Consider the following 19,506-nt stretch of genomic DNA (forward strand, 5'->3'; position numbering starts at 1 on the left):
GGTAAGCCGTATGCCTTAGTAGGGCACGTACGGTTTGATAAGGGGGAAGCCTTGAGAAAGGTTTCCCTACTTTATTACATATAATTATTCTTCTATTTGAATAATATTTCCTTTGTCACGGGGAATTCGGATTTTTAATAATCCGTCGCGATAGGAGGCTTTAATTTTTTTTTCATTAATCATTGTGGGCAGGACAATGGTGCGGGATGACTGCTTGTGCACATATTTGCGCCGATAAATGCTGTTGTGTTCGTCTTCCGTTGTTTCCAGCTCTTTATTTTCTATCGAGATGGTCAAGGTGCTGCCTGATGTATGCAAATGGATTTGTTCCTTTTTAACACCAGGGAGTTCGGCCGACACAATATACTCATTATCTGTTTCCGCTGTATCTACATGGAATCCTGGCTGAAATGGAAATGGAGTAGAAAAAAAATCATCGATGGATTGCAGAAAACCTCTCACCGGCTTTTCATGAAAAAACTGATTGATCGATTGAAATAAATCACCAAAGGGCTCAGGTAATGGATTCTTTCCATTATTTTTGTCGCTTGGAAGATTAGACATACTAGTACCCCCGTTTTTTGAAAAATTCACACAATAATATATGCCGGGACCTCTAATCAGGTTAATAAAAACCAACCTAAATCCATGACAATTATATGAACAATGGTAGTTGTGTGATGTACATCACATAAACTGTATGAGAAGTAACGGTATTCTTTAAAGGAAAATAAAAAAAGCGAGGGAATGCCATGTTCTGTTATCAATGTGAACAGACACCAACAGGTGGTTGTAAAGTGATTGGTGTTTGCGGAAAAGATGAAACCATAGCCAGCCTGCAAGACACTATTATTTTTGGATTAAAGGGGATAGCTGCCTACCGTACCCATGCCAATCAATTGGGATATACCGATCCATTTGTCGATACAGTGACGCATGAAGCGCTGTATATGACATTAACAAATTCAAATTTTAATCTTCAAGAGCATATCGACATGGCCATGAAGGTTGGACAGTCAGCTGTACGCGTGATGGAGCTTTTGGATAAGGCCCATACCGAACGATTAGGAATTCCGCAGCCAATACGTGTCAGCCAAAACAAAATCGAAGGCAAATCGATCGTGGTAACAGGACATAATCTATTTGCCTTAGAGGAATTATTAAAGCAAACGGAAGGAAAAGGCATCAATATCTATACACATTCCGAGATGCTGCCTGCCCATGGTTATCCGGCATTAAAGAAATATCCTCATTTAAAGGGAAATATCGGAAAGGCCTGGTATGACCAGCGCCGGCTGTTTGAAAAATTCCCTGGAGCCATTTTGGCTACGACCAATTGTGTAATGCCAATTAAAGGCACTTATGCTGACCGGATGTTCTCCTATGAAGTAGCAGGCCTTGAAAATGTCCAGAAGATAGTAAACGATGATTTTACTCCATTAATTGAACGGGCTTTGGAGCTTCCAGAAGCCGATATTGAATCAGATGAAACATTGCTTACTGGCTTCCACCATGAGACGGTTCTAGGTTTGGCTCCAGAAGTCATTGATGCAGTTAAAGCAGGAAAAATCAAACGGTTCTTTGTGATCGCAGGATGTGACGCTCCAGGAAAAGGCGGCGAGTACTATCGTGAATTGGCCACTTCATTACCTCCGGAAGCTGTCATCTTGACTACCTCCTGTGGTAAATTCAGATTTAATGACGTGGACTACGGCGTGGTTCCAGGCACCAACATTCCTCGTTATATCGATTTGGGACAGTGCAACAATTCCGTTTCAACCGTGAAAATTGCCATGGCATTGGCTGACGCATTTGGCTGTGAAGTAAATGAATTGCCTGTCAGCATCGTGTTATCATGGTTTGAACAAAAAGCGGTCGCTATTCTATTAGGATTGTTCAGCCTAGGAATCCAAGATATCCGGATAGGGCCAAAACCTCCTGAGTTTATTTCAGAGGGTGTATTAACAGTCCTTCAAGAAACCTTTAACCTAAAATTAATCGGCACCGCCCAAGAAGATATGCAGGCAATGCTTTCACTATAATCTCCTGCTCCCCTCTATGAAATAAGACACCGCAGCATTTTATTTGCTGCGGTGTCTTTATTTAAATTCCGCCATTTTTCATTTGGAAAATACTACCGTTCATTTTTTTATATAAAACTATTTATTTTACTTTTTTCGCGAACGTTTATTCGCTAGAATAAGGGTATTGAGGTGAGATACATGAAGTTAAGAAAAAACCTTCAAGAACTGGTGCAAGAATTAAAAACTAGCGATAAGTTTAAAGATAATATTGTGGCATGGCATACCATTCCAGAAACAAAGCCGCAAACTGTTCCATTGCCGGAAAACTTGCATCCGTTATTAAAGGAAGCGCTCCTGAATAAAGGCATTGAACAGCTATATACCCATCAAAGGACTGCATACGATAAAATAATCTCAGGAAAAAGTGCAGTGGCAGTAACCCCTACAGCTTCGGGGAAAACCTTATGCTATAATCTGCCTGTTTTGCAAACAATCCTGAATAATCCCAATGCACGCTCACTCTACATGTTCCCGACAAAAGCACTTGCCCAGGACCAAAAAAGTGAGATGAATGAACTGATCCAATCTGCAGGCCTTGATATCAACAGCTATACATATGATGGTGATACCCCTGCCAATATCCGTCAGCGGGTCAGACAGGCGGGGCATGTCGTGATCACCAATCCTGATATGCTGCATTCTGCAATCCTGCCGCATCATACAAAATGGGTGTCCTTGTTTGAAAACCTGCAGTTTGTTGTGATTGACGAGCTGCACACGTATAGGGGCGTATTTGGCAGTCATGTAGCTAATGTAATCAGAAGGTTAAAACGGATTTGCGAGTATTATGGAAGCCATCCGGTGTTTATATGCACTTCGGCCACGATTGCCAATCCGCTTGAATTAGCTGAACGGTTAACGGAAGAATCAATGGAGCTGATTGATAACAATGGGGCACCTAGCGGAACCAAACATTTTGTCTTTTATAACCCGCCTATTGTGAATAAACCATTAAATATTCGCAGAAGCGCCACTCTTGAAGTCAGGAATATTGCCGGCGAACTGTTGAAAAATAAAATCCAAACCATTGTTTTTGCCAGAAGCAGGGTCAGGGTTGAAATTATTCTCACGTATCTGCAGGAATTAGTAAACAACCAATTAGGGCCTAAATCGATCATGGGCTATCGGGGAGGCTATCTGCCAACGGAGCGGCGTAAAATTGAAAAAGGGCTGCGCTCCGGCGACATCTATGGTGTCGTCTCAACGAATGCGCTCGAACTAGGAGTCGATATCGGGCAGCTTCAGGTTTGCGTGATGACAGGGTATCCAGGCACTATTTCAAGCGCCTGGCAGCAAGCCGGAAGAGCAGGGCGGAGGCATGGTGAGGCACTTGTGATCATGGTGGCTAGCTCAAGCCCGCTTGACCAATATATCATTCAGCATCCGGATTACTTTTTTAATAAAAGCCCGGAAACAGCCAGGATACATCCTGATAATCTAATTATCTTAATCGATCATCTGAAATGTGCCGCTTATGAGCTGCCATTCAAGAAGGGTGAATCGTTTGGCAGGGTGGAGACCGAGGAGCTATTGGAATATTTAACGGAGGAAAGAGTGTTGTATCAAAATGGAGAGAAATGGTACTGGATGAACGATTCTTTTCCGGCGCATAATATCAGTTTGCGGTCGGCCTCCCAAGAAAATGTCGTTATTGTCGACATTACCGATGTTGCCAAGGCAAGAGTAATCGGAGAAATGGACCGTTTTTCATCCATGACATTGCTCCATGAAGAAGCCATTTACTTGCATCAGGGCACCCAGTATCAAGTGGAAAAACTTGATTGGGAAGAGAAAAAAGCGTTTGTTCGGGAAGTGGCAGTCGATTACTATACAGATGCCAATTTAGCTGTGCAATTAAAGGTGCTGGAAGTAGATAAATTTCAAACCAATCGTGCTTCGGAAGCGGGATTTGGCGATGTTAGTGTCAGGGCCATGGCCACCATCTTTAAAAAAATTAAATTTGAAACCCATGAAAACATCGGCTCTGGCCCGATTCATCTGCCGGAGGAGGAACTCCATACGAATGCAGCATGGATTTCTTTGAATAAGCCATTAACTGAATTGGGACAGGAGAGAACGGAGCAGGGACTGGTTGGGGCGGCACATGCCCTTAACCATATAGCCCCTTTATTCGTGATGGCTGACCCGCAGGATATTCATGTCATTCCTCAAGTAAAAGCGGATCATAATGAAAAGCCAACAATATTCTTTTACGACCGGTATCCGGGAGGAATTGGTTTAAGTGAAAAAATTTATGGCGATATGGCTCATGTGTTTAAGGAAGCTGAGGAAATGATTGCTCACTGCCAATGTGAATCAGGCTGCCCGTCATGCATTGGGACCGATACAGTAAGCAAAACCGCAAAACAAGATGCATTGGCCATCATCAATGCCTTTGACCATGCTTTCGTTTCGAAAGAGGAAGTGCAGCGATGTCCTTAAAGAATAAACTGAACCGGCTAAAACCTCACCTGTCTGTTGGAAATCAGCCGGAGCCTCCATCCTTTAAACCAGCGCCTCCATCCATTGACGTCCCCTTTTTGGAAAAGTGGCAGGCCGAGCAGGTGGCCCCGTACTATTTTGACCAGGGTTATTGTCTCATCCGAGAAGTGTCCTATCCGCTTGATCAAAAGCATGGGCATTATTGTTTTCGCGATTTTCTATCAGCCGTGGATGTTTGGAACCGTGAAGGGATAAACCATCCTTTGTCAGCTAAAGGTTTTGCGGCAGAAGAATTGTTTTTCTTTGATACGGAAACGACAGGGCTCGGGGGAGGTACTGGAAATGTGATTTTTTTGCTGGGCTATGCCAGCGTTTCTGGCGAAAAGCTAATTTTACGCCAGCATATTCTGCCGCATCCGGGTGCTGAAGTTCCTCTTTATCAAAGCTTTTTGGAAAGTGTCAATTATAAGACGCTTGTTACCTATAATGGAAAGTCATTCGATTGGCCGCAAGTTAAGACCCGGCATACTCTTGTAAGAGAGCATGTGCCAAAGCTGCCCGAGTTTGGCCATTTTGATATTTATCATGCGGCTAGAAGGTTATGGAAGCACAAGCTGGACCGGATAAAGTTAACCAATGTCGAACAAGATGTTCTTGGAGTTGAGAGAACGGATGACATACCTGGATATTTGGCACCGATGATTTACTTCGATTTTATTGAAAGCAAACAGCCTGAAGGGATGCTGGGGATTTTAAAGCATAATGAGCTGGATATACTGTCGCTTGTCACCTTGTACACGCATTTAACCTTTCAATTATGCGGGAAGGACCAGAATCAGACTAGAAAAGAAACGTATGAAGTAGGCCGGTGGTTTGCTGCCTTAGGGGAAAAACATCAAGCTGAAAAGGTATTAACAAAATTGACATCGGTACATGACCAAACCTCGTGCCAAGCCATGCTGACTTTAGCTTACCAGCATAAAAAAGATCATAATTATGTGATGGCCCGCCAATTGTTTTTAGAGGCAGCACGCTGTGGCGGGGAAATGGAGCAGCTCAAAGCCTTTACCGAATTGGCCATTATCTATGAGCATCGGCTAAAGGATTTGCAGCTTGCGGCTCAATTCTGTGAGAAAGCCATTCATCTTGCAATGAAAAGTCATCTGGTAAATTCGCTAAATAAATCCACCTTGGAGCAGCTTGAAAAGAGACATAACCGATTGCTTCAAAAGCTCACAAAATATTTATGAATTTATTTTTAACGAATAAGATTAAAAAATGTTGAAATTTGCACTCAAAATCCAGTAATTCCATATTGTCTAACACCGATTTACGATGTACAATTTTAAATTGTGTGAAGTAAATAAACGTGATAAATTTATGGAGCTGGGAAATATGTATAAAGCTATTTTGTTTCTATTCTTTGTTGTTGTATGTTTAACGGCAGTTGTTTTAACGGGGTTGAAAGACAGCTTTTATTCCTTTTTATAGGCGAAAAATAGGTGTTTTCATTAGTACAAGAGTAATCCTCCTTTCATAGGCTGTTAATGTAAGCAGAAATAAACGAAAGGAAGGAGAGCAAGTTATGTATCTTGGAACTAATTTTGCCCCGCCAGTCATTCATCCGACCACGAATCTTGTGAATCATACTTTTTCTACTACGGTGGTGCCGCACATCCATCCAGTTCATACGACAACTGTAAATCATCATATGTTTCAGCATAAACACTATTGTCCACAGACTGCTTCTTGTGCGGAAAATGTCTGCCATCAGCAAATTAATTGCTGCAACACATGTGCTCCTGGAATGGCGATGCCAGCCGCTGCACCTGCAGCAATGCCGGCATCAAATGCTTTGCCAAATGCAATGCCAAACATGGCACCGGGCTTTGGAATGGGCGGTCCAGGCTTTGGGCCCGGACCATTTATGGGCCGCAGGCCTTGATAGGAATGATCTATGCAGGGGCTTTTTAGCCCTTGTTTTTTATTGTTTTTACATTAATATGATATGCTGTAAACATCAAAATGATTGTCCATTTTTCAAAAAATGAATATAAAGGAGAACCCGCTTTGAAAAATGTTTTGGTCATTTCTGGCTATAAGCCATTTGAACTTGGAATTTTTAAGAGGGATCATCCTTCTGTCACTTATATAAAGGGCGCGATTAAGAAAAGCTTGCTTCCGAAAGTCGAAGAGGGGTTGGAATGGGTGTTAATCAGCGGGCAGCTGGGAGTAGAGCTTTGGGCTGCAGAAGTTGTTTTTGAACTTCAGTTGGAATATCCCGAATTAAAGCTAGCGGTCATTACTCCGTTCCTGGAGCAGGAAGCCTCTTGGAAGGAAGATAACAAAGAATGGTATGAATCTGTCCTGATGCAGGCAGATTTTGTAGAATCTGTTACAAAAAAAGGGTATGAAAAACCATGGCAATTTCGGTTGAAAAATCAATTTTTTATTGAGAAAAGCCAGGGCATGCTCCTGTTATATGACCAAGAAAAGGAAGGCAGCCCTAAATATTTATATGAGTTAGCCGTACAATACAAAAAAAATCATGAGTATCAAATCGAACTGATCACTTTTTATGACCTGCAAGTGATTGTTGAAGAAGAACAATTAAAACAGGCAGATTTTTAAACCAACCACATATACATATTTAGAAGCAAATTTAATGATTAAAACGGTTTTGCCAAATGAAAATTGACAAAACTGCATATTTTTGAAAAAATAGAAAGTAATGATTGGCGAATATCGAGGTGATTAGAATGCTGTCAGATAAAATAAAATTAACAGCAAAAGATATTTTGGAGAAAGAGTTTAAGTCAGGGGTACGTGGCTATAAACAAGAAGAAGTTGATAAATTTTTAGATTTAATCATTAAAGATTATGGAACGTTTCAGCAAGAAATAGAGGAACTTCAACAGGAAAATTTAAGGCTGCGCAAGCAGCTTGAAGAAACAGCCAAAAGGCAGCCTGTTGCACAGCCGGCAGGCACAACTAATTTTGACATATTAAAACGGTTGTCCAATCTCGAAAAGCATGTTTTTGGCAGTAAGTTATATGATTAACAAATTGTGCTGTAATTTCCTATTAATAGCCATTGAATAAATTGTAGGAAATACATATAATAAGACATGTGCGTTAATGACGTTCGGGTAATCGCTGCAGGTAGCATATGCAAGCTGCAGAGGAAAGTCCATGCTCGCACGGACTGAGACGTCCGTAGTGTTCGTGCCTAGTGAAAAAATAAGCTAGGGCAGCCAAGATTCTTGGCTGACGGCTGGGAAAATACCTAAGTCCGTTTAGGATATGGTATGAATACCTTTAAAAGTGCCACAGTGACGTAGCCTTTCCAGAAATGGAAAGGGTGGAACGGGTAAACCCCGCGAGCGAGAAACCCAAATTATGGTAGGGGCGCTTTCTCTGAGGAAATGAACAAGGAGAAGGACAGATTCCTTGTGAATCTGTAGATAGATGGTTACCGCCATAGTACGAGACTTTAATGGTCGCTTGAAGTACTTTGGTACAGAACATGGCTTATAGAACGTTATTAATGGATAAGTTATTTGGTAAATAGTAATGGCTCTCCTGCTGGAGGGCTTTTTATATGTTTTATATCCTGTTTGAATTTGCGAAAAGAAATATGAACATAATGGAACTAAACGCCTTTGCTCCCGGTTTGGAGCTATAAGGACTTACCATACATACAAAAGTGAAAGCTTAAGGGTGAAATAATGGGAACATATCAAATTATTGCTACGGCAGCAATGGGACTTGAGGCTTTAGTGGCTAAAGAAGTCCGGGCGCTGGGGTATGACTGTAAAGTGGAAAATGGGAAAGTGATTTACACCGGAGATGAATATGCCATTGCAAGGAGCAATTTATGGCTGCGCACCGCTGACCGGATTAAGGTGATTGTAGGCGAGTTTAAAGCTTTTACCTTTGATGAATTGTTTGAAAAGACAAAAGCACTGCCATGGGAGCAGTTTTTGCCTGAAAACGCTGAGTTCCCAGTAACGGGAAAGTCGGTCAAGTCGAAACTATTTAGTGTATCCGATTGCCAGGCAATTGTGAAGAAGGCCGTTGTGGAACGAATGAAACAACATTATAAGAAAACGGGCTGGCTTGAGGAAAATGGGGCGTTATATCGTATTGAAGTTGCATTATTAAAAGACGTGGCAACAATCACGATTGACGCGAGCGGACAGGGCCTCCATAAGCGGGGATTCCGTGCCTCCCAAGGCGCTGCTCCATTAAAGGAGACGCTTGCTGCTGCCCTTGTCATGCTGACCAATTGGCATCCTGACCGTCCGTTTATTGATCCATTTTGCGGTTCAGGAACGATTCCTATTGAAGCAGCAATGATTGGACAAAATATCGCTCCAGGTTTTAATCGTGAGTTTGTTTCGGAAAGCTGGCATTGGATGCCGGAAAAAGTTTGGCGGGATGTCCGTAATGAGGCGGAAGATTTGGCCAAATATGACCAGCCGCTGGATATTACAGGTTCAGATATAGATCATCGCATGGTAACCATTGCTTCGGAAAATTCATTTGAGGCCGGGTTGGCAGACGTTATCCAGTTTAAACAAATGCGGGTGCAGGATCTAACCGTCAAAAAAGAAAATGGAGTGATAATCGGCAATCCGCCGTATGGCGAGAGGCTCGGAGAGAAAAGTGAGGTTGAACAGATGTACCGGGAAATGGGCCAGACTTTTAGTAAGCTTGATACATGGTCGATTTACATTCTAACCTCAAATGAAAACTTTGAAGAGCTTTATGGAAGACCTGCAACCAAAAAAAGAAAGCTATTTAATGGTTTTATTAAAACCGATTTTTATCAATATTGGGGGAAAAAGCCTCCGCGTCAGGATAGGCAATAATAATAAATAGAGGGATGGAATTGGCGTCGTTACGGCGCTATTCTTTTTGGAGGGATTAGATGCAGATGCAGGAGCGCATTCCGTTTACCGTTTCTAAAACAGAGTCATTTTATGATCAACTAAGCCAATGGATAGGGGATGTATTTTACGATATCTTGCCGGAATCCGGGTTTGAAGTCCGGGACGAACAAATTTTTATGGCCTACCAGCTGGAAAAGGCCTTTAAGGATAAACAGGTAATGTTTGCGGAAGCCGGTGTCGGCACGGGGAAAACCATTGTTTATCTGCTCTATTCCATTATGTACGCACGCTATACAAATCGTCCTGCCGTGATTGCCTGTGCAGATGAAACGTTAATCGAGCAGCTGGTGAAAAAAGAGGGAGACATCGCCAAGCTAGAGCAAATACTGGGATTGAGCATTGATGTCCGACTGGCAAAATCTGAAGAACAATATTTGTGTCTCAATAAACTTGAAAAGGGAAGAATCCAGTTTTCTGAGGAAACGGACCTTATTTATCAGCAATTGCCAGTCTTTGTGCATACTGGCGGTTCTATGCAGACATTCACAAGGTATGGAGACAGGCGGGAGTTTCCAGAACTGTCTGATGAGGTGTGGGAAAGCGTAAACTGGGATCCGTTGCAGGATTGTTTTGCCTGTGATAAACGCCATCGCTGCGGTCTTACATTGAACCGGGAATATTACCGTCATGCTAAAGATTTGATCATATGCTCGCATGACTTTTATATGAAGCATGTTTGGACAAAGAATTCCAGGAGACGGGAAGGGCAGCTGCCGTTGCTCCCCGAATATTCCTCTGTAGTCTTTGATGAGGGGCATTTATTGGAATATGCTGCCCAAAAAGCGCTGAGTTACCGCTTCACTGAATATACACTGGAAACTTTGCTTACAAGGTTAATGGAAAATGATGTTCGTGAACGGACATTAAATACGATTGAGGAAGCAATTTTGGATAATGAATCATTTTTTAATGCGATCTCCCAATTTTCCTCTAAATCTGATAGCTCGGAGAAACAGCTGATCCATAAGCATCCATTAGTAATGAGAGCGTGCCGGAAATTACACTCCACTCTGCAGCAATTAGAAGAAGAACTTGTCTTTGAAAGTGAATTATTTGTTATAAATGAATATGATTTGAAAATTGTGGAAGAGTATTTGGAACAAATCACCTATTCTTTATCCCTTTTTCTTCAGGAACTCAATGGAATTACATGGTTTGAAGAAACCGGCAGCGAACGGACTCTAGTCATTATGCCGAAACTCGTCGCTGATGTGCTGCAGGAAGAGGTCTTTTCACAGAAAAAGCCTTATATTTTTTCTTCAGCCACACTGTCAAATGAAAGCTCGTTTGATTACATTGCATCAAGCCTTGGGATTTTGGATTATTTGTCCTTCTCGGTTAACTCTCCTTTTGAGTATGAAGAAAAGATGAAGGTGTATCTTCCTAAGTTTCATAAAGTGGAAACAGATAAAAAGCTCGATTATTTGACAGAGCAAATCATTCAATCAGAAGGAAGGGCGCTCATTCTGTTAAACACAAAAGCGGAAATGGCCCAAATAAAATCCAAATTATTGCATGCGGAGCTTCCTTTCCCTGTATATTTTGAAGGGGATGAGGAAATCAGCACGCTTGTTTCTAAGTTTCAAAACGAGGAGCATGCCATCCTTTGTTCAATGCATCTGTGGGAAGGGCTAGATATCCCGGGAAGGTCTCTTGAAAATGTTTTGATATTTTCCCTTCCATACCCGCCGCATGATCCAGTCTTTATTGCAAAACGTGAGGGAGCAGAGGATCCATTTAGTGAAGTGGATTTGCCGTATATGCTCCTCAGGTTGAGACAAGGGATTGGACGTTTAATTAGGGGTGAAGCTGATCAAGGAACTGTCCATATCATGGTCGAAAAAAATATCACAGAGGATGTCCTGCAGAAAATTTACCGCATATTGCCGGTAAAACCTTTGGAAATCAACTAAAATTAAGAAAGAGGAAGCAGAAATGCTTCCTCTTTCTTAATTAAACAGCTCTTGCTGCAGCGTTTCAGGATCAATCAAGTAATTTCCTTCATCATCCTGAACAATTAAATTTTTCTTTTTTAAAAGATTGACGGTTCGGCTGACCGTTTCACGAGAGGTTCCAATCATATTGGCCAATTCACGGTTGGTAAATTGTGTTGTTAACTTATAGTGGCCGCCCGATTTTTTTCCATTTGTTTTACATAACCTGATAAGCAGCAAAACAATTTGTTCGAATGTATTATGAAGAATTTGTGCTTCTAATCTTGCCTGCAGATCGATTATTTTCTCTCCCATCACTCTAAACAGCTTTACACTAAGTTCCGGATAAGAAAGGAGGATTTTTTCAAATTGGTCGATCGGAATGACGATTAAAACAGCGTCTTCCATTATTTCCGCCATTGCAGGGTATCGGCCTTTGCTAAAAAATCCAGTGTGCGGAAACATTTCACCTGCTTCCAAAATGGAAACGATCTGCTCCTTGCCGGAGAAATCGGTTTTATAGATTTTCACTTTGCCGCTTTGAATAAAAAATACCCGATCAAGCGGATCGTCCTGCATAAAAACATACATTTTATTTCTATAAAGCCGTGTCTGGGCAATTCTAACAATTTGCTCCAATTCATCATCAGAAAGCTCCTTGAAAAGGGGCACTCGGGAAAGCCTCGCTTTAATATCTTCTTGCTTCATTTTCATCACCTTCATATTACTAATTCATTCCTTCATTATATTGTAACACTAAACGAATCGTCTAATATGTGAACATCATCATAGATAATGAAAATAATTCTCAATAGAGTGCTAAATATCACAGGAAAATGATGAGAAGCTTCACTTTGTGACTGACTTATGAACGCTACAATAACTATGTGATAAATATTGAAAGGGTGGCTTTGGATGGAAATAAAGCATAATACTCCAGTTAAAACGGCGGTAAAAGAAAAGAAAAACGCCTTATTAAAATCTATTTTAATTGTTGTCATCTTGCTTAGCTTCACCGTCTTGCTTGGCGGTGGATACTGGATTTTTAAGGAGCAGGCACCGAGACCGCTCGAGGTAACGAACGAACAAGGGAAGGTGTTGTTCACAAAAGAATCCATTATGGGCGGTCAAGCGGTTTGGCAAAAATATGGATTGATGGACTATGGTACAGTTCTGGGTCACGGATCGTATATGGGTCCAGACTATACGGCTGAATCGTTAAAAATCTATACAGAAGGTATGCAGGACTATAAAGCTGACCAACAGTTTGGCAAAAAGTTTTCTGCCTTAAATGAAGACGAAAAAGCAGTCATAAAAAATCAGGTAATCACTGAAATGCGAAAAAACCGCTATAATGCCAGCAAAGATACATTAAAGCTTACTGCTGCGCAAGAGTACGGACTTAAACAGGTAAGAGCACATTATCAAGAGATTTTTACAAAAGGTGATGGCTGGGGACTAAAGCCAAATCTCATTAAGGATTCAGATATGCCTAAAAATGATCGTGCATATGTGGCGTCTGGGGACCAAATCAAGCAAATCTCTGATTTCTTCTTTTGGACTGCCTGGCTTTCCAGTACAGTCAGGGAAGGAGATAAAATAACCTATACCAATAACTGGCCGTATTATGAAGACGCCGGCAACCAGCTGTCATTTTCGGCTGTTTGGTGGAGCGGCGCGAGCATTACGATCTTCCTCGTGATGCTAGGGCTGATCTTATTTTTCTTTTACCGCTATAAATTTGGGATGCAGGAAGCCTATAAGGAAGGCGAGTTTCCTAATATTGACTTGCGAAAAATACCTGTAACGAGTTCGCAAGTGAAAACAGGCAAATATTTTACAATCGTGACGGTATTATTCTTTGTTCAATGTATGTTTGGTGCCTTGTTGGCACACTATTATATCGAACCTGACAGCTTCTTTGGCATTAAGTGGATCCATGATATTCTTCCGTTTAATATTACAAAAGGCTATCATCTGCAATTGGCGATTTTCTGGATTGCCACAGCTTGGCTTGGTATGGGCATATATGTGGCACCGCTCGTAGGAGGCTATGAACCTAAGAAACAAGGATTATTGGTCGATATATTATTCTGGGCACTTGTTGTGCTAGTCGGCGGAAGCATGATTGGTGAGTGGCTCGGGGCCAATGGCAAACTAGGAAACCAATGGTTCTTGTTTGGACATACGGGCTGGGAATATATCGAGCTGGGCCGTGTCTGGCAGCTGATTCTGATTGTTGGTATGTTAATTTGGCTGTTTATCGTATTCCGCGGGGTAAAGGCAGGATTGAAACGGGAAACGGATAAGGGCGGACTGATTCACCTGCTATTCTATTCGGCGATAGCTGTACCAGCATTCTATGTTTTTGCCTTGTTTATTAATCCTGGAACCAGCTTTACCTTTGCCGATTATTGGCGCTGGTGGATCATTCACCTTTGGGTAGAAGGGATTTTTGAAGTGTTTGCTGTTGTGGTGATCGGCTTCTTATTAGTTCAATTAGGATTGGTAACGAAAAAGTCTACTGTGAGACAATTATATTTCCAATTGATTTTACTGCTGGGAAGCGGCGTCATCGGAATTGGGCACCATTATTACTATAATGGCTCTGCAGAGGTTTGGATTGGACTAGGAGCTGTTTTCTCAGCGATGGAAGTCATCCCATTAACTTTATTAATCCTTGAAGCGTACGATCAATATAAAATGATGCGTGACGGCGGGGTGGATTTCCCTTTCAAGGGATCATTCTGGTTCTTGATCTCTGTGGCCATTTGGAACTTGGTTGGAGCAGGCGTATTAGGATTTTTGATTAACTTGCCGGCTGTGGCCTATTTTGAGCACGGACAATTCTTGACTCCTGCACATGGACATGGCTCCATGATGGGTGTTTATGGCATGTTTGCCGTGGCTGTGTTGTTATACTCGTTAAGAAATATTGTGAAACCTGAATTCTGGAAGGATAAGTGGTTAAAAATCAGCTGTATCTTATTAAACATCGGTTTAGCTGGAATGGTGTTCTTCTCCTTGCTGCCGGTAGGTATTATGCAAATCAAGGAAGCGTTCGATAACGGATATGCTGCGTCACGTTCTGCGTCATTCCTTCAAAAGGATGCCGTACAAACCATTTTAACATGGCGGGCAATCCCGGACACTATTTTCTTGGTTGGCGTGGTGATCTTAGTGCTGTTCTGTATTAAAGCTCTATTCCATTTACGTAAGCCTACCCACAAAGAAGAAGAAAGGCTTCCTGTCAAAGACTTATCTGTTGAAGAATAATAGGGAAGATCCGCATTGGCTACCTTTGCGGATCTTCTTTCTGTTTTTCCTGTTTTTCAAAGCAGTCAAAGCATAAAAGGTCTTTTGTTTCTGTATGTACCCCATTGAAAAACCCGTCTAGACAATAAATTTCTTTTTTGCAGTATAAACAGCAGCCGATATATTCTTTCATACTATTTATCTCCTATTGGGAAAGTGGCTAATGTAAAAATCGCCAGAGACTCAGTCTCTATTTTTTTAGCCCTATACTTATTATAATATCAGAAAACTATGATAAAATTTATAGTTAAAAGGGGGATAATTTCAATGAACCATGTAGATCCGGAAAAGGAATTTCTCGATTATGCCAGAAAGATGACGGCTTACCATGAAGCAATAGGTTTGCTTTACTGGGACATAAGAACAGGAGCGCCAAAACAGGGCGTTGACCAACGATCTGAAGTAATTGGGATGTTGTCTGGAGAGGTATTTAAAATGTCAACCTCTGAAGAAATGGCAGCCTATCTTGCTACCCTTTCAAAGGCTGCCTTACCAGTCAAGACACGAAAGATCTTGGAAGAGTGTAAAAAAAATTACGAGCAGAATAAAAAAATACCTGCAGAAGAGTACAGAGAGTTTGTTGTCCTGCAATCAAAAGCAGAAAGTGTATGGGAAGAGGCCAAAGCAAAATCGGATTTCTCCATGTTTCAACCATATTTAGAAAAATTGGTTGAAACGACAAAACGGTTTATTGGTTATTGGGGATACCAGGGAAATAAATATAATGTTCTTCTCGATCAATATGAGCCAGGAATGACCGTTGAAGTATTGGACGAGGTATTTAGCGAATTAAAGGAAAAAATTGTGCCGCTCGTTCGGAAAATTTCAGATTCCCCAAATAAGCCAAGAACGGATTTCTTGTTTCAACCATTTAGCAAGGAAAATCAGCGCAAGTTAAGTATAGAGCTTCTTGCCCATATTGGATTCAATTTTGAGGCTGGGAGGCTGGATGAAACGGTTCATCCTTTTGCTACCGGATTAAATCCTGGAGATGTCCGCGTTACAACCAAATACGATGAAAATGATTTTCGAACAGCCGTATTTGGAACTATTCATGAAGGGGGACATGCCATTTACGAACAAAATATTTCTAAGGATCTGATAGGGACACCTCTATGTTCAGGGACTTCCATGGGGATTCATGAATCCCAATCCTTATTCTATGAAAATATGGTTGGGCGGAGCTTATCTTTCTGGAAACACAACTATGGCTTATTGAAAAAATATGCCAGCGGACAGTTTGACGGCATTGACATTGAGAATTTCTACCGGGCGATTAATGAGTCCAAGCCTTCGCTTATCCGCATTGAAGCGGACGAATTAACATATCCGCTGCACATAATGATCCGTTACGAAATTGAAAAAGGGCTGTTTAATGATGAGATTGCCGTAGCGGATCTTCCAGAGGTTTGGAACAACATGTATCATCAATATTTAGGAATACGTCCAAAAAATGATGCGGAGGGTGTCCTTCAAGATGTCCATTGGGCTGGAGGAAGCTTTGGCTACTTTCCCTCATACGCTTTAGGCTATATGTATGCAGCGCAATTTAAGCATAAGATGCTGGACGATCTGCCTAATTATGATTCGCTGGTTGAAGACGGACAATTGAAGCCCATTCAAGAGTGGCTGACCAATCATATTCATCAGTACGGAAAACTGAAAAAACCACTGGAGATCTTGCGTGATGTCACGGGAGAGGGATTAAATGCCAAGTACTTAATTGATTATCTTTACGAAAAATATGGAGAGGTCTATCAGTTAAATTGACCGGTTTATTTGTCAATCCATAAAAAAAGGCTCCAATCGATTTCGATTGGGGCCTTTTGAATCTTTTACCAAGTTTTGAATCCTTTAGAACCTGGAGGGGCATTTTGAATAATATCAATGAACGGAATGGTGTAAGCAAATAAAATGAGAACAGCTGTTATGCCCAGCCATAGTTTCCAGTTCTCAAATACCATTGGTGCGGCAGCTTCAGATTGTTCCGCTTCACCTACAGGGAATTCCTCCTCGCCTTTTGGAGCAAAGAAAGCAAGATTAATAAAGATTATGAGAACTAAAATAATCCCTAGGAATAGAATGGAACCGCCAACTGCCTGTGCAATTTGATAGGGAATCCATTCAGCCGCCTGAGAAGAGCCGCCATATGTGGAGAAAGCCGAACGTCTTGGACCGCCTAAAAGGCCTTCAATATGCATGGCACCTGACATAAACACCATTCCGATAAACCAAACCCAGCCTTGGATAATGGCCAGTTTATTCATCGATTTTGTTAATTTTCGGCCTGTTAGATGAGGAACAAGCCAGTAGGAAATGCCAAAGAATGTTAATACGACAGACGTAGCAGCCGTTAAGTGAAAGTGTCCTGTTACCCAGATGGTGTTATGAACCACCTGGTCCATTTGGTTAGAAGCATTCACAATTCCTCCAGCCCCAGCTGGGATAAATGAAGCCATACCAATAAATGGAACTGTAAACCGGGCGTCATTCCAAGGAAGTACCTTAAACCAGCCGAACAGTCCTTTTGCACCTTTGGAACGTCCGTATCTCTCAAAAGTAGCAAATAAGGAGAAGGCAGTCATTAGAGATGGGATGACAACCATAAACGTTAAAATGACCTGTATAAATTTCCAAGCAGGATCAATTCCAGGTTCCGTTAATTGGTGATGGAAACCAACGGGAATAGAAAACAACAGAAACATGATGAATGACATACGGGCCAATGAATCAGAGAAAATTTTCCCGCCGATAATTTTGGGAATGATGGCATACCAGCACATATAAGCTGGCAGCAGCCAGAAATACACTAATGGATGGCCAAAATACCAGAATAAAGTCCGGCTCACAAGAACATCCACTGTATCAACCCAGCCAAGTGACCATGGAAGCAACTGGAATAATACAGTCGATGCAACACCAAGTGTTGCCACAATCCATAATACGGTGTTAATAACCGCCATAAAACTCAATAATGGGCTCGGTTTTCCAGGGTTGTTTTTGCGCCATTTTGCGTAGGTCATAATTTGGGCAGCACCATCTACCCAGCTTCCAACTACCACAAAGGTCAATCCCAAATAGAAAATCCAATGTGCTTTTAAAGGGGCATAGAAGGTATAAAGAACGGAAGCTTCATTTAGCAGTACCATGGTTGCTGCCATGGCTGTACCAATCGTCATTAACCAAAAACCGATCCATCCTGTCCTTCTTGCTGCATTCGAATGGGTTCCTGCCGTTCTGCTGACTGCAGCATATTGAAAACCCATAATAAAGAAGGTCGTTAAGATAAGTCCCATCATAATGCCGTGCACGGTTAATAGCTGATAATAGCCAATTCCAAGCGGCAATTCAAATTTTCCTGAACGCACCAGTGTTTGCAGTAGTCCCATCAATCCGCCGATCGCAAGGGCGGCAAAGGCAACGAAAAAATGTGCCATAGAAAGTTTAGCATCACGCGGGTCGACTTTTATTTTTTCAGCTGCTGTGTTTATCATTTTTCTACCACCTCAATCTTTGAGAACATTAAATGGTGGCCGGAACCGCAGTACTCGTTACACACAATTAAATATTCTCCTGCTTTATCAAATGTTGTTGTATATTCGCTGATATAGCCAGGTTCAAGCATCATGTTGATATTTGTTCCTGCCACTTCGAATCCATGAATGACGTCCTTTGTGGTGGCTATTACTTTTACTTTTGCTCCAAGCGGAACCTCTACTTGGGCTGGATTATAGGAAAATGCCTGCGCTACATATACCAGCTCGTAATCCCATTCCTTTCCTTCTACCTTATGAAGGCCAGGTTTATTGAAAGGCTTCGTCTCATCCACTTTTTCAGGATTTATAGTTGCTAAACAGCTTGGCGGTTTATTGCCTAGATAGAAGGCACTTACGCCTACAACAGATAAAAAAATGACGAGGCAGCTTATACCGAAAATAAGCCAAATTTTTTCAAACTTATGAATATGCATTTTTTTCCCCCCCTTAATTCTTAGAAACGGTCAACGAATAAATAGTAGACACTTACCCAAGTCACTACAATAAATAATCCTACAAAGAAAACGGAGGCAAGTGTCCCTTTTAATGAAGAGCTGTCTTCTACTTCCGTTTTCTGATTCGCTTTTAGTTCCGCTTTCGCCATCCCCCTACACTCCCTTCAGCATTTTAGCAAAAAAAGATAAGTTCTCTTTCATAATACAAAACAATTCTGAAAGTAAAATATGAAATTGGAAAGTTCACAAAGTGTTCATTCCTTATATATCTAACATGTTAAAGGTAAAAAACTGATGCAACAGTGATTTATATCACATCAAAGGATGGTAATTGTGGCGGGAATGTGAACTATCATTTTGCTCCAGTGATCAAGGGGTGTAATGTGGATAATGCGCTAGAGTCACATTCTGCCAGTGATGGAAATATGATATAGGAAGAATAAAAAAACTGATGCTATGGTGATGAAGATGATTAAGTATTATTGCGAGCATTGTCGGCTTTTGTATAATAAACGGCAATATTGTGAGGTCTGCGGAATTCTTGCAAGCAAAGAAATTAAAATAGAAGTCCAAAAGCAATCAGAAAGAAGGTAACCCTTAACCGATAATTACGGCCATAAGAAAGAAAACGAGCCAGGCAGCGGCCTGGCATATAGCTCGATTTGAGAATGGAAATGTTTAGATAATGAAAGAATAGATCAATCACGTTATAATAGACATGCACAACAACAACCTTCAAAACGTTTGCTTCCTCTGGCTGAGGGAGCTTTTTTTGTTTTAAGGGG

General features: G+C 41.4%; 16 protein-coding genes and 1 other RNA gene. 11 read left to right on the forward strand and 6 right to left on the reverse strand.

Features of this window, described 5'->3' with window-relative positions; translation table 11 throughout:
* Positions 1-84: 84 nt before the first annotated feature.
* A complete protein-coding gene (locus NFS43_RS20740; protein ID WP_251554718.1) occupies positions 85-564 on the reverse strand; it encodes an Hsp20/alpha crystallin family protein in 480 nt (159 codons plus the stop codon).
* A gap of 188 nt (positions 565-752) precedes the next feature.
* Between NFS43_RS20740 and hcp the strand changes: the two genes are divergently transcribed.
* From hcp to NFS43_RS20785, 9 genes are all read left to right on the forward strand, one after another.
* Positions 753-2,042, forward strand: coding sequence for a hydroxylamine reductase (gene hcp, locus NFS43_RS20745; protein ID WP_251554720.1), 1,290 nt, complete (start codon positions 753-755; stop codon positions 2,040-2,042).
* Positions 2,043-2,222: 180 nt separating this feature from the next.
* A complete protein-coding gene (locus tag NFS43_RS20750) occupies positions 2,223-4,526 on the forward strand; it encodes a DEAD/DEAH box helicase (RefSeq protein WP_251554721.1) in 2,304 nt (767 codons plus the stop codon).
* Positions 4,517-5,776, forward strand: a complete 1,260-nt coding sequence (locus tag NFS43_RS20755; RefSeq protein ID WP_251554722.1) for a ribonuclease H-like domain-containing protein — start codon at positions 4,517-4,519, stop codon at positions 5,774-5,776. The genes NFS43_RS20750 and NFS43_RS20755 overlap by 10 nt, the downstream gene beginning before the upstream one ends.
* A gap of 335 nt (positions 5,777-6,111) precedes the next feature.
* Positions 6,112-6,471 (forward strand): CotD family spore coat protein, encoded by a 360-nt coding sequence (locus NFS43_RS20760; RefSeq protein WP_251554723.1) that lies wholly within the window; start codon positions 6,112-6,114, stop codon positions 6,469-6,471.
* Between the two features lie 80 nt (positions 6,472-6,551).
* Positions 6,552-7,157 (forward strand): SLOG family protein, encoded by a 606-nt coding sequence (locus NFS43_RS20765; protein ID WP_251554724.1) that lies wholly within the window; start codon positions 6,552-6,554, stop codon positions 7,155-7,157.
* Between the two features lie 128 nt (positions 7,158-7,285).
* The gene (gpsB, locus tag NFS43_RS20770; protein WP_251554749.1) at positions 7,286-7,588 is read left to right on the forward strand and encodes a cell division regulator GpsB; all 303 of its coding nucleotides are present in this window, start codon (positions 7,286-7,288) and stop codon (positions 7,586-7,588) included.
* Between the two features lie 79 nt (positions 7,589-7,667).
* Positions 7,668-8,065: RNase P RNA component class B (gene rnpB / locus NFS43_RS20775), an RNA gene on the forward strand.
* Positions 8,066-8,254: 189 nt separating this feature from the next.
* Positions 8,255-9,400, forward strand: coding sequence for a THUMP domain-containing class I SAM-dependent RNA methyltransferase (locus NFS43_RS20780; RefSeq protein WP_251554725.1), 1,146 nt, complete (start codon positions 8,255-8,257; stop codon positions 9,398-9,400).
* A gap of 65 nt (positions 9,401-9,465) precedes the next feature.
* Positions 9,466-11,394: an ATP-dependent DNA helicase gene (locus NFS43_RS20785; protein ID WP_251554751.1), complete on the forward strand. Its 1,929-nt coding sequence runs from the start codon at positions 9,466-9,468 to the stop codon at positions 11,392-11,394.
* Positions 11,395-11,430: 36 nt separating this feature from the next.
* Here the strand turns inward: NFS43_RS20785 and NFS43_RS20790 are convergent, their stop codons facing one another.
* The gene (locus NFS43_RS20790) at positions 11,431-12,123 is read right to left on the reverse strand and encodes a Crp/Fnr family transcriptional regulator (protein WP_251554726.1); all 693 of its coding nucleotides are present in this window, start codon (positions 12,121-12,123) and stop codon (positions 11,431-11,433) included.
* A 207-nt stretch (positions 12,124-12,330) separates the two neighbouring features.
* Here NFS43_RS20790 and NFS43_RS20795 point away from each other — a divergent pair, with 207 nt between their 5' ends.
* Together NFS43_RS20795 and NFS43_RS20800 are read left to right on the forward strand one after the other, a co-directional pair.
* On the forward strand, positions 12,331-14,691 hold the full coding sequence (locus NFS43_RS20795; protein WP_251554727.1) for a nitric-oxide reductase large subunit: 2,361 nt from the start codon (positions 12,331-12,333) through the stop codon (positions 14,689-14,691).
* 306 nt (positions 14,692-14,997) lie between these two features.
* Complete coding sequence (locus NFS43_RS20800) at positions 14,998-16,500, forward strand: carboxypeptidase M32 (RefSeq protein ID WP_277613987.1); 1,503 nt, start codon at positions 14,998-15,000, stop codon at positions 16,498-16,500.
* Positions 16,501-16,565: 65 nt separating this feature from the next.
* On the opposite strand, the gene NFS43_RS20805 is transcribed toward NFS43_RS20800, so the two are convergent.
* The 4 genes from NFS43_RS20805 to NFS43_RS20820 form a co-directional block, all read right to left on the reverse strand.
* Positions 16,566-18,224 (reverse strand): b(o/a)3-type cytochrome-c oxidase subunit 1, encoded by a 1,659-nt coding sequence (locus tag NFS43_RS20805; protein ID WP_251554729.1) that lies wholly within the window; start codon positions 18,222-18,224, stop codon positions 16,566-16,568.
* Positions 18,221-18,700, reverse strand: a complete 480-nt coding sequence (locus tag NFS43_RS20810) for a cytochrome c oxidase subunit II (RefSeq protein ID WP_251554730.1) — start codon at positions 18,698-18,700, stop codon at positions 18,221-18,223. The genes NFS43_RS20805 and NFS43_RS20810 overlap by 4 nt, the downstream gene beginning before the upstream one ends.
* Before the next feature lie 20 nt (positions 18,701-18,720).
* A complete protein-coding gene (locus NFS43_RS20815) occupies positions 18,721-18,870 on the reverse strand; it encodes a cytochrome c oxidase subunit 2A (RefSeq protein WP_251554731.1) in 150 nt (49 codons plus the stop codon).
* 407 nt (positions 18,871-19,277) lie between these two features.
* Positions 19,278-19,460 (reverse strand): hypothetical protein, encoded by a 183-nt coding sequence (locus NFS43_RS20820; protein ID WP_251554732.1) that lies wholly within the window; start codon positions 19,458-19,460, stop codon positions 19,278-19,280.
* Between the last annotated feature and the right edge of the window lie 46 nt (positions 19,461-19,506).

Source organism: Neobacillus muris (genome assembly GCF_943193175.1).
Taxonomy (GTDB): domain Bacteria; phylum Bacillota; class Bacilli; order Bacillales; family Cytobacillaceae; genus Neobacillus; species Neobacillus muris.

What these genes read in the sequence shown, in the direction of transcription:
- NFS43_RS20740 (WP_251554718.1), bottom strand. Translation starts at nt 564, where the DNA reads ATGTCTAATCTTCCAAGCGACAAAAATAATGGAAAGAATCCATTACCT.
- hcp (WP_251554720.1), top strand. Translation starts at nt 753, where the DNA reads ATGTTCTGTTATCAATGTGAACAGACACCAACAGGTGGTTGTAAAGTG.
- NFS43_RS20750 (WP_251554721.1), top strand. Translation starts at nt 2,223, where the DNA reads ATGAAGTTAAGAAAAAACCTTCAAGAACTGGTGCAAGAATTAAAAACT.
- NFS43_RS20755 (WP_251554722.1), top strand. Translation starts at nt 4,517, where the DNA reads ATGTCCTTAAAGAATAAACTGAACCGGCTAAAACCTCACCTGTCTGTT.
- NFS43_RS20760 (WP_251554723.1), top strand. Translation starts at nt 6,112, where the DNA reads ATGTATCTTGGAACTAATTTTGCCCCGCCAGTCATTCATCCGACCACG.
- NFS43_RS20765 (WP_251554724.1), top strand. Translation starts at nt 6,552, where the DNA reads ATGATTGTCCATTTTTCAAAAAATGAATATAAAGGAGAACCCGCTTTG.
- gpsB (WP_251554749.1), top strand. Translation starts at nt 7,286, where the DNA reads ATGCTGTCAGATAAAATAAAATTAACAGCAAAAGATATTTTGGAGAAA.
- NFS43_RS20780 (WP_251554725.1), top strand. Translation starts at nt 8,255, where the DNA reads ATGGGAACATATCAAATTATTGCTACGGCAGCAATGGGACTTGAGGCT.
- NFS43_RS20785 (WP_251554751.1), top strand. Translation starts at nt 9,466, where the DNA reads ATGCAGGAGCGCATTCCGTTTACCGTTTCTAAAACAGAGTCATTTTAT.
- NFS43_RS20790 (WP_251554726.1), bottom strand. Translation starts at nt 12,123, where the DNA reads ATGAAGCAAGAAGATATTAAAGCGAGGCTTTCCCGAGTGCCCCTTTTC.
- NFS43_RS20795 (WP_251554727.1), top strand. Translation starts at nt 12,331, where the DNA reads ATGGAAATAAAGCATAATACTCCAGTTAAAACGGCGGTAAAAGAAAAG.
- NFS43_RS20800 (WP_277613987.1), top strand. Translation starts at nt 14,998, where the DNA reads ATGAACCATGTAGATCCGGAAAAGGAATTTCTCGATTATGCCAGAAAG.
- NFS43_RS20805 (WP_251554729.1), bottom strand. Translation starts at nt 18,224, where the DNA reads ATGATAAACACAGCAGCTGAAAAAATAAAAGTCGACCCGCGTGATGCT.
- NFS43_RS20810 (WP_251554730.1), bottom strand. Translation starts at nt 18,700, where the DNA reads ATGCATATTCATAAGTTTGAAAAAATTTGGCTTATTTTCGGTATAAGC.
- NFS43_RS20815 (WP_251554731.1), bottom strand. Translation starts at nt 18,870, where the DNA reads ATGGCGAAAGCGGAACTAAAAGCGAATCAGAAAACGGAAGTAGAAGAC.